This window comes from Candidatus Electrothrix sp., from assembly GCF_052785085.1.
Genome location: NZ_JALAAI010000156.1, coordinates 1 through 7,913, shown reverse-complemented (window position 1 = coordinate 7,913; position 7,913 = coordinate 1). Strand labels below are relative to the sequence as shown.

At 46.5% G+C, this 7,913-nt stretch carries 6 protein-coding genes; 2 read left to right on the top strand and 4 right to left on the bottom strand.

The window, feature by feature from the left end; translation table 11 throughout:
• Positions 1-57: 57 nt before the first annotated feature.
• The 3 genes from L2082_RS17360 to L2082_RS17350 are packed head-to-tail and all read right to left on the bottom strand — an operon-like array spanning position 58 to position 2,329.
• Positions 58-498, bottom strand: a complete 441-nt coding sequence (locus L2082_RS17360) for a DUF350 domain-containing protein (RefSeq protein WP_446010076.1) — start codon at positions 496-498, stop codon at positions 58-60.
• A 25-nt stretch (positions 499-523) separates the two neighbouring features.
• Entirely contained in the window at positions 524-2,062 is a 1,539-nt protein-coding gene (locus L2082_RS17355; RefSeq protein ID WP_446010077.1) for a polyamine aminopropyltransferase, read from the bottom strand.
• A gap of 9 nt (positions 2,063-2,071) precedes the next feature.
• Positions 2,072-2,329, bottom strand: coding sequence for a hypothetical protein (locus tag L2082_RS17350; RefSeq protein WP_446010078.1), 258 nt, complete (start codon positions 2,327-2,329; stop codon positions 2,072-2,074).
• A gap of 453 nt (positions 2,330-2,782) precedes the next feature.
• Between L2082_RS17350 and efp the strand changes: the two genes are divergently transcribed.
• The gene (gene efp, locus L2082_RS17345; protein WP_446010079.1) at positions 2,783-3,349 is read left to right on the top strand and encodes an elongation factor P; all 567 of its coding nucleotides are present in this window, start codon (positions 2,783-2,785) and stop codon (positions 3,347-3,349) included.
• A gap of 324 nt (positions 3,350-3,673) precedes the next feature.
• Here efp and L2082_RS17340 read toward each other — a convergent pair whose 3' ends face one another.
• On the bottom strand, positions 3,674-3,982 hold the full coding sequence (locus L2082_RS17340) for a hypothetical protein (protein ID WP_446010080.1): 309 nt from the start codon (positions 3,980-3,982) through the stop codon (positions 3,674-3,676).
• 342 nt (positions 3,983-4,324) lie between these two features.
• Between L2082_RS17340 and L2082_RS17335 the strand changes: the two genes are divergently transcribed.
• Positions 4,325-7,459 (top strand): ChaN family lipoprotein, encoded by a 3,135-nt coding sequence (locus L2082_RS17335; RefSeq protein ID WP_446010081.1) that lies wholly within the window; start codon positions 4,325-4,327, stop codon positions 7,457-7,459.
• Positions 7,460-7,913: the final 454 nt, after the last annotated feature.

The window sequence follows — 7,913 nt, the reverse complement described above, 5'->3', positions numbered from 1 at the left end:
AATCACAGGAATCGGTTTAAAACTCATATCCGTTCCGCTAAACAATCACAGAAGCAGTTAAACAAGCTCAAGGAACAGTGGTATAAGCTTGCTGCCTGAAGCTACTGTGCGAGTTTTGCGGTATTGCATAATTTCTTTAACTGTGCTGAATTTATAGAGGATAGCCAGATCCACTATCTTGCGGCAAAGATTCAGGCAAAGGATGCCCAATATTGCATAGCCCAAGTCAATACCGGCCTGAAGAACGATGTCGGCAAGACTGTCCAGTTCTCTGGAGCTTTCACCGATAACAGCTCCAAGAAAGATAATCACCACTCCGGCGTAATAGCCTGCCAGGGTCACACCCAATGCCTGATTATCCGAGTGAACCAACTCTTTATTGATCTTGTACGGCGTCATAAGATTGACAGCGAGTTTGCTGAGTGCCAGCACAGCAATTCCCAGGACAATATACAGCATACCGTAGTACAGCTCAGCGGTTTCTGTGAAATTGATCATGACATGCTCCTCCTTGTAGAATAGTTTACCAACGGGCAGCTTCCCGGTTATAGGTCAGGTAGAGTTTAGGTTCAAAAATAGAATTGGTCAGGGCTGATGCAACTTGTTCATCCTTAGCAAAAACCGTTGCCGCTGTCATCACCTGGCTGGTGAGAAAACGGGTCTTGGTTTCCGGGATGATAAAAGTTGTGGGTAAGGAGCCAGGACGGCCTGCCAAGGTAAAGCCCCAGTCGCCGGAAAAGGACGGGACATTCACCTGGTAACGAAGCACTTCAAAACCAGCACTGCTCATGGTGTGCCCTATAGCCCAAAAGGTCTTTCGGGTCATCAGGGGAGAAGTGGATTGACTCACTACCAGACCGTTGGCATTCAGCCGTCGGGCCAACAGGTTGTAGAATTCAACACTGTACAACTTACTCAGAGCCTCATTATGGGGATCAGGCAGATCAATGATGACCCGATCAAATTTTTCCTTGCTCTGGCGAAGAAAAGCAAAGGCATCTTCATTGCGGATAAGGACCCGGGGGTCCTGCAAGGCTCCTTGGTTGAGGCGACTAATCGGGGCCAGGGTTGAGCTGATCCTGGTTATGGCCGGATCAATATCCACCAAGGTAATTCGTTCCACATCTTCATATTTCAGGCTTTCCCGAGCTGCCAGCCCATCCCCCCCGCCAAGGATCAACACTTCTTTACGGGAACCTTGAGCCGAGAGCACCGGATGGACCAAGGCCTCATGATATCGGTATTCATCCCTTTCCGCAAACTGGATATGGCCGTCAAGATAGAGGCGATGACGATTGGTTTTGTCTTCCCTGGTCAGGACAATCTTTTGATACGGGGTCTGTTCTGAAAAAATGATGCGGTCAGTATAAAGCTGGCCTTCTGCAAAGGCAGTGATTTGTTCGTTGGTCACCATCACTGAAATGAGCATAAGACAGGTCAGAATTGCCAAGGCTGCATAGCGTTTTGGAAAGCGGAGCAGGGAAGAAAAAATAGCAACATTGAACAGGGCCACCCCTGCATTAAAAAAGCCAATCACAAAACTTGCCCGAAACAGACCGAGAAAAGGCAAGAGGAATAAGGGAAAGGCAACAGAACCGATCAGGGCCCCCACATAGTCCAGAGAGAGGACATTGGCAATGGAGTGACGGATATCGTTGTTTTCACTCAGCACACGGGTGAGCAACGGAATTTCCATGCCCACAAAGATGCCAATAATGAGAGTCAGCCCGTACATAGTGGGTTCATACCACCCTGACCACGGAAAGACCACAAAAAGGATAACTGTGGAAAGACCACCTATTATTGAAATCAGGATTTCAATAATAACAAAGCGGGCAATAAGGTGGTTGCTGATAAAACGGGTGATATAGGCCCCCAGCCCCATTGCTGCCATGAACAGGCCGATGGTCACAGAGAACTGGCGGACTGAGTCGCCAATCAGGTACGAAGAAACCGTGGCAATGAGCAACTCATACACAATGCCGCACAGGGCCACCACCAGCACCGAGACTTGCAGAACAGCAGCCCGTGAACGCGTCAGTTGTAATTGATCAGAAGGCATGTGTGATGATTATTTACCGCTGCGATAACTGCGGGAACCGCCTGATGAACGGACGCTTCTTGCGAAGGAACTTGTTGTTGAGGTCTTCTTGCGGCGTTTCTTGAAGTCGATATCAAAGTCGTCACCGCCATCATCCTCATATTCGTAGCCTGCGCTGTTATACTGCTCTTCAGCCTGGCTGGCATAATACGAGGGCAAAAGGAATGGAATCACCAATATTGCGACAAACAGGAGGATAACCATTCCCCAAAATATTTTTCCCAGCATTGTTCACCTCGTGCTTGAGTTTTCTTCCGGTAATTTTTCCGATGTCAGTTCAGCCAATTCAATATAAGGCATAAAATGAAGATACTAACCTGCTTTTTGAACAATTTCAATGAATATTCCTAAATGACTGGTGTAGTGTTATAATTATGTTTGTTGGTAAGGTGGTATCAAAGTAAAGTATACCTGCTTTGATCATGAATATACATCCTGTCCTGTTTGCCGGTATCCCGTTGTCGCCTGGATAAAATTTAGGCAACAAGCGTACAAGTTCAGGTTCAAAAAAGTATTTTTTAAAATAAAAGAGTTGTTCCATTTTGACAAGAAAAGACAGGGAAAGGTTGCAAAAAACAAGGCGATCCCGTAACATTGGGCCAATATTCACCCATTATTTTTTCTAATGTCTATTCTTCCCCTTTGGGGGTGGAAAAACACAACATAATCAGGATAATCAATATGTACTCTGCATCAGATCTGCGTAAGGGATTAAAGGTTCAAATTGACGGTGATCCCTATATTATTATAGATTTCGATTTTTCCAAACCAGGCAAGGGACAGGCCCTGTATCGCACCAAAATGCGGAATATGATTTCAGGAAATCAGTTCACCCAGACCTACCGGTCCAATGATAAATTCGAAAAACCAGACCTGGAAGAGCGCACCATGCAATATCTCTATTCCCAGGACGATGAGTTTCATTTTATGGACACCACCTCCTATGATCAGATTTTCCTGACCAGGGAGCAGCTGGGGGATAATATTCAGTTTCTGAAAGATAATATGGAGGTGGAGGTTCTTTTCTTTGAAGGTGATCGTCCCATTGATATCAGCTTGCCCACCTTTGTTCATCTGGAGGTCACTCGTGCAGATCCCTGGGTCAAGGGGGATACATCGGGCACCGATACCAAGCCTGTTACTGTGGAAACCGGCTTTCAGCTCCAGGTTCCGCCCTTTATCAATGAAGGGGATAAGATCCAGATTGATACCCGTTCCGGGGAGTATATCACCAGGGTGAAGGAGTGATGTAACAATACGGAATCAAAAGGGAGACACCTCGCAGCAAGAAAACAAGGAGCCGGAGTTCCTGCGAGGCCCTTCCATTTAAAAACCTTCGTTACTCTAAAATAGAATATCATCCTGAAAAGTCAATGGAAAGGTCGTCATGGAAAGTTAATCGCATTCCGCGCAGTTAAAAGATGCGCCTGGAACGACGGAGGGAATTTTTTATAAGGCACCTTGTAATTGGACAACGCAAGGCAAAGAAAAACCGGGTCACACATAGAGCATGCACCCGGTGGAATAAATAAAAAGCAGGGAAATTTAACATAACATCACAAAATTTCCAGATCATATAGTTTCAAGAAAACTACTACCGTCACATGTATCTATAAACATTTTTGACCCTGTCTGTAAAGAATCAAAGACGATAGAAACTTCTTTTGGGCAGTCTTGGAACTCTTTCTTCACGAATTCTGTTGAGTTATTATCTCCACTGCGATAAATCTCAACTCGTATAGCCCTTATACTTCTAGCTGATTTTACTATACATTTATTCTCCAAAGATACATCACAGTGTATAGTAGAATTTTCATTCGCATTAACAATAGTTGGTAATGCCAGTAGTATACCAATAAAGAACGATATATTTGAATTCATAGGTTTCCTCCTTTTATATTAACTCTTAATAAGAATTATTATCCGATAGACAATGAAAGTCAAGGCAAGAATATTTTTTATATCAGACTGTTGATTCAAAATATTATACTGGTATTATTTTTGTTACCTGGATCCCTAAAACTAATGCAATAAAACTTACGGAAATTTGTAGTCAACTCTGTTCCACCTCCCACCTCATACCCCACCACTTTTCTTCCCCTGTTCTGACATCTCCCTTGCAATTCGTCCCCCCATACGATAGTGATTGAGGAGTGCTGTTATAAAAACAAGCCCAAGTTTACGAAATTCACTTCACGAAATTTACCATTGCACCATAAATCCATGCGTACCATTCTGCTCTCTTGTTTGCTCTCTTACTGCTTGCTTATCACCCTGCTCTTTCCCTTTTCCTTACAGGCACAAAGCATTGAAAAGCCCCCTCCCCTGCTCCAGGATATCCAAATCTCCTTTGATCTTGCATCCTCACTCATGCAAGGTAAGTCCACCTTGATTCTCCCGCCGGAAAGGGCGTTGGAACTCTCGTTTATAGAATTAGAAAACGTCCGCATAGAATTCACAGAAACAGGAACAACAGAACAAGAGACAAGCGAGCAGGACACCATGCCGCAGGAACTCGTACCAAACAGCGATAACACGCTTTCGCTCCCCCCGGCAGCACAGGAACGCACTCTGACCCTGACGTGGCAGGTCATTGCTCCTCCTCCGGGCATGTCCGGCAATCTCATCACTCTTGAGGGGATTACCCTGGCTGGGTTCTGGCATCCGACCGCAGATAAAAAGATGCTTTTTTCCCTGAAAGCGGAACTACCGCCCGGCTTTTCCGGGGTGACCGAGGCCAATGAAATAGAAATATTGACTAAGGGGGAACATAATATTCTCAAGGCAAATGCCCCACACCCGCTCCACTCCATCAATTTTGCTGCTGGCCCGTACACAGTCCTGTCCCGTGATGTCAACAACCTGACCCTGTACAGCTATTTTTTTGCAGAGGATGAAGCTCTTGCTCCGGCATATCTGGACAAGGCTGTGGAATATATCCAGCGTTATGAAGACCTGATCGGCCCCTTTCCCTATAAACGATACTCTATTGTTGAGAATCGACTGCCCACCGGCTATGGCATGCCCGGTTTCACCCTGTTGGGTCAGACAGTGGTTCGGCTGCCCTTTATCAAAGACACCTCGCTGGGACATGAGATCCTGCACTCCTGGTTTGGTAATGCCATTGATAATAAGGGTGGCAACTGGTGTGAGGGCCTGACCACCCTGCTGGCTGACCAGAGCTATGCAGCGGAAAAGGGAAAAGGAGCAGCTTACCGTAAAAACCAGATCCTTCGTTATCATGCCTATGTTGAGCCGGAAAAGGATCTCACGGTATTTAATTTTCAGCATGCCAACCACTCCGAGCCTATGCCCCGGCAAATGCGGGCCATGGGATATGATAAGGTCAGTATGATCTTTTATATGCTGAGACAGGAGATCGGTGAGGAGTATTTCTTTGCCGGACTCAGGCAGCTCTATCAGGAGAAAAAGTATGGCGAAGCCAGCTGGTCAGACCTGGAAAACACCTTTGCCGCAACCTCGGGCCAGGATCTTTCCCTATTCTTCAGCCAATGGCTTGCCCGCCCTGATATTCCCTCTTTTACAGTGGAGCATGTTGGGATGGAGCAGAAAGGAGGTAAGAGTCAGATTTCCTTTCGTCTTGTCCAGCAAACCGAGCAACCCTATCAGTTCCACCTTCCTTTGCTGGTGACCACACGAGGTGAGAGCATCCACAAAACCATCATAATTGATTCGGCAAACCAGGAAGTACTCATTACCGTGCCCAGCCTGCCCACAGAGCTGGTCATTGACCCTGACTACCAACTGCTCCGCAGCCTGGATAACAAGGAACGTCCACCGGTCTGGATACAATTTATGGGCGCACAAGCCAAAAGAGTGGTCTTGCCAGAGGATAAAAAAATGCTGTCAGTCTACCTCCCCCTGATACCAGAGCTGGAACGCTGGGGCTGTCAGGTTATTCGAGCAGAGGATCTGAAAAACAGCGAACTCTCCCAGGGCAGTTTTCTCTTCCTTGGTGATTCTTCCCCACGCCGCTCCCTCTTTGGTACGGGCGAGAAACCGGAAACAGGCTTCCTCCTTGATGTCCGCAAAAACCCACTGCATCAGGATCAGGTCATGGTACTGCTCTCTTCAGCATCAACTGAAGAAAGCCAGAAGGCCCTTCGTAAACTCCGCCATTACGGCAAATATTCCCGCCTTGTCTTTAAACAGGGAAAAATACAAAAAAAAGAGATCGCTCCTGCTGATAAGGGCATCCGCCTGCCCCTGCTCAAGCCTGCTGTTGGGATCCCTGCTCCCCAGGTTCAGGATTTCTCTGCCATTCTTAATGATATATCCAAGAGCAAAATTATCTATGTTGGAGAAACCCATACAGATTACGGGGCCCACCTGCTCCAATTACAGGTTATCCAGGCCTTGCGTGAGCAATTGGAACAGGAAGGAAAAAACGCAGGCCTGGTGATCGGGATGGAGATGTTTCCCCGCACCTCACAACCTGCCCTGGACGGCTATATTAACGGAACCATTGCCACGGAAGAGGATTTCCTTCGCCTCTCAGATTATTACGGGGCCTGGGGCTATGATTATCGCATGTACCGGGATATCATCAACTATGCCAAGGCCCATGATATCCCCATCATTGCCCTGAATCTCAACAAAGAGATTGCCAGAACGGTCTTTAAAAAAGGCTCCACCGATGAACTCACGCCAGAACAACAAACTGAGATGGCCCAGGATAGAAACCTGGATCTGGTTGGTTATCAGGAGCGCCTTACTCAGGTTCATGCCCTGCATAAAGAACAGGATGAGAACAATTTTGGTGGATTTTTGCAGGCCCAAGCCATCTGGGACGAGACAATGGCTGAATCCATTACTGACTATCTTCTGGCCCACCCGGACAAAAATATGGTGGTGGTCGCAGGCACAGGCCATGTGTACAAAGACAATGCCATCCCGCCCAGGGTCAGCCGTCGCATGGCAGGCCGTCAGTCAGTGCTTATTGCCAATAACGGTCAGGTTACAGGAAGAGAAAAAGGCTGGCAGGCAGATTACCTCATGTTTACCGAGGAGGTGGAACTGCCACCTGCTGGCAAGATCGGTGTCATCCTCAAGCAAGAGGAAAAGAGCGATGAGCAGCCTTCCAGGGTAAAAATCATCGGTATCAGCCCCTTGGGAAAGGCTGAAGAGGCAGGTCTGGAAAAAGACGATATCATCCTGGCAGTGGACAATGCCCCGGTCGCCACCATTGCTGATCTGAAAATCGCCCTGCTTGATAAAAAGCCTGGGGAAACGATCCAGCTCAATATTGTGAGAAAGGAGACCATGCAGAATATCAAGGTGGAATTATCTGATATGGAAAAGGCCGCTATGATGCCGCCAGGACATCCGAAGAAATAAACTCCTCAACAGAAAATTCACTGACATTCCGATCTGTTTTATCAAAGCCCAGCCCAACTAACACCAGCGTACTACACCACAATACCCTCTTCATAGGGTAGGTGTTCCAACGCCACCTGTTTCAAAAAGAATAATGTATTCATAAAATTAAGCAAGTAAAAAAGGACCGAATAGCAGTGACAGGTAACACCGTTCCCGTTGCGGGCAAGGTTGGGCGACACCTTATACAATCCCGACGGGATATCTATTGACTGACTGCTCGAAAACGCTTATTTTAAAATGAAGCTGAACTTAAAACAACAACACTGCTTATTTCAAAAAATAAAACTGATAATTTCCTATCTGACATATCCCTCTGGTACCACTTAAATAGCTGGAACACCTGGATGAAAATGCTCTTCTATTAACTCCCTTAAGTCCTTTTCTCTCCTTATTTTACGCATAATCTGAACAA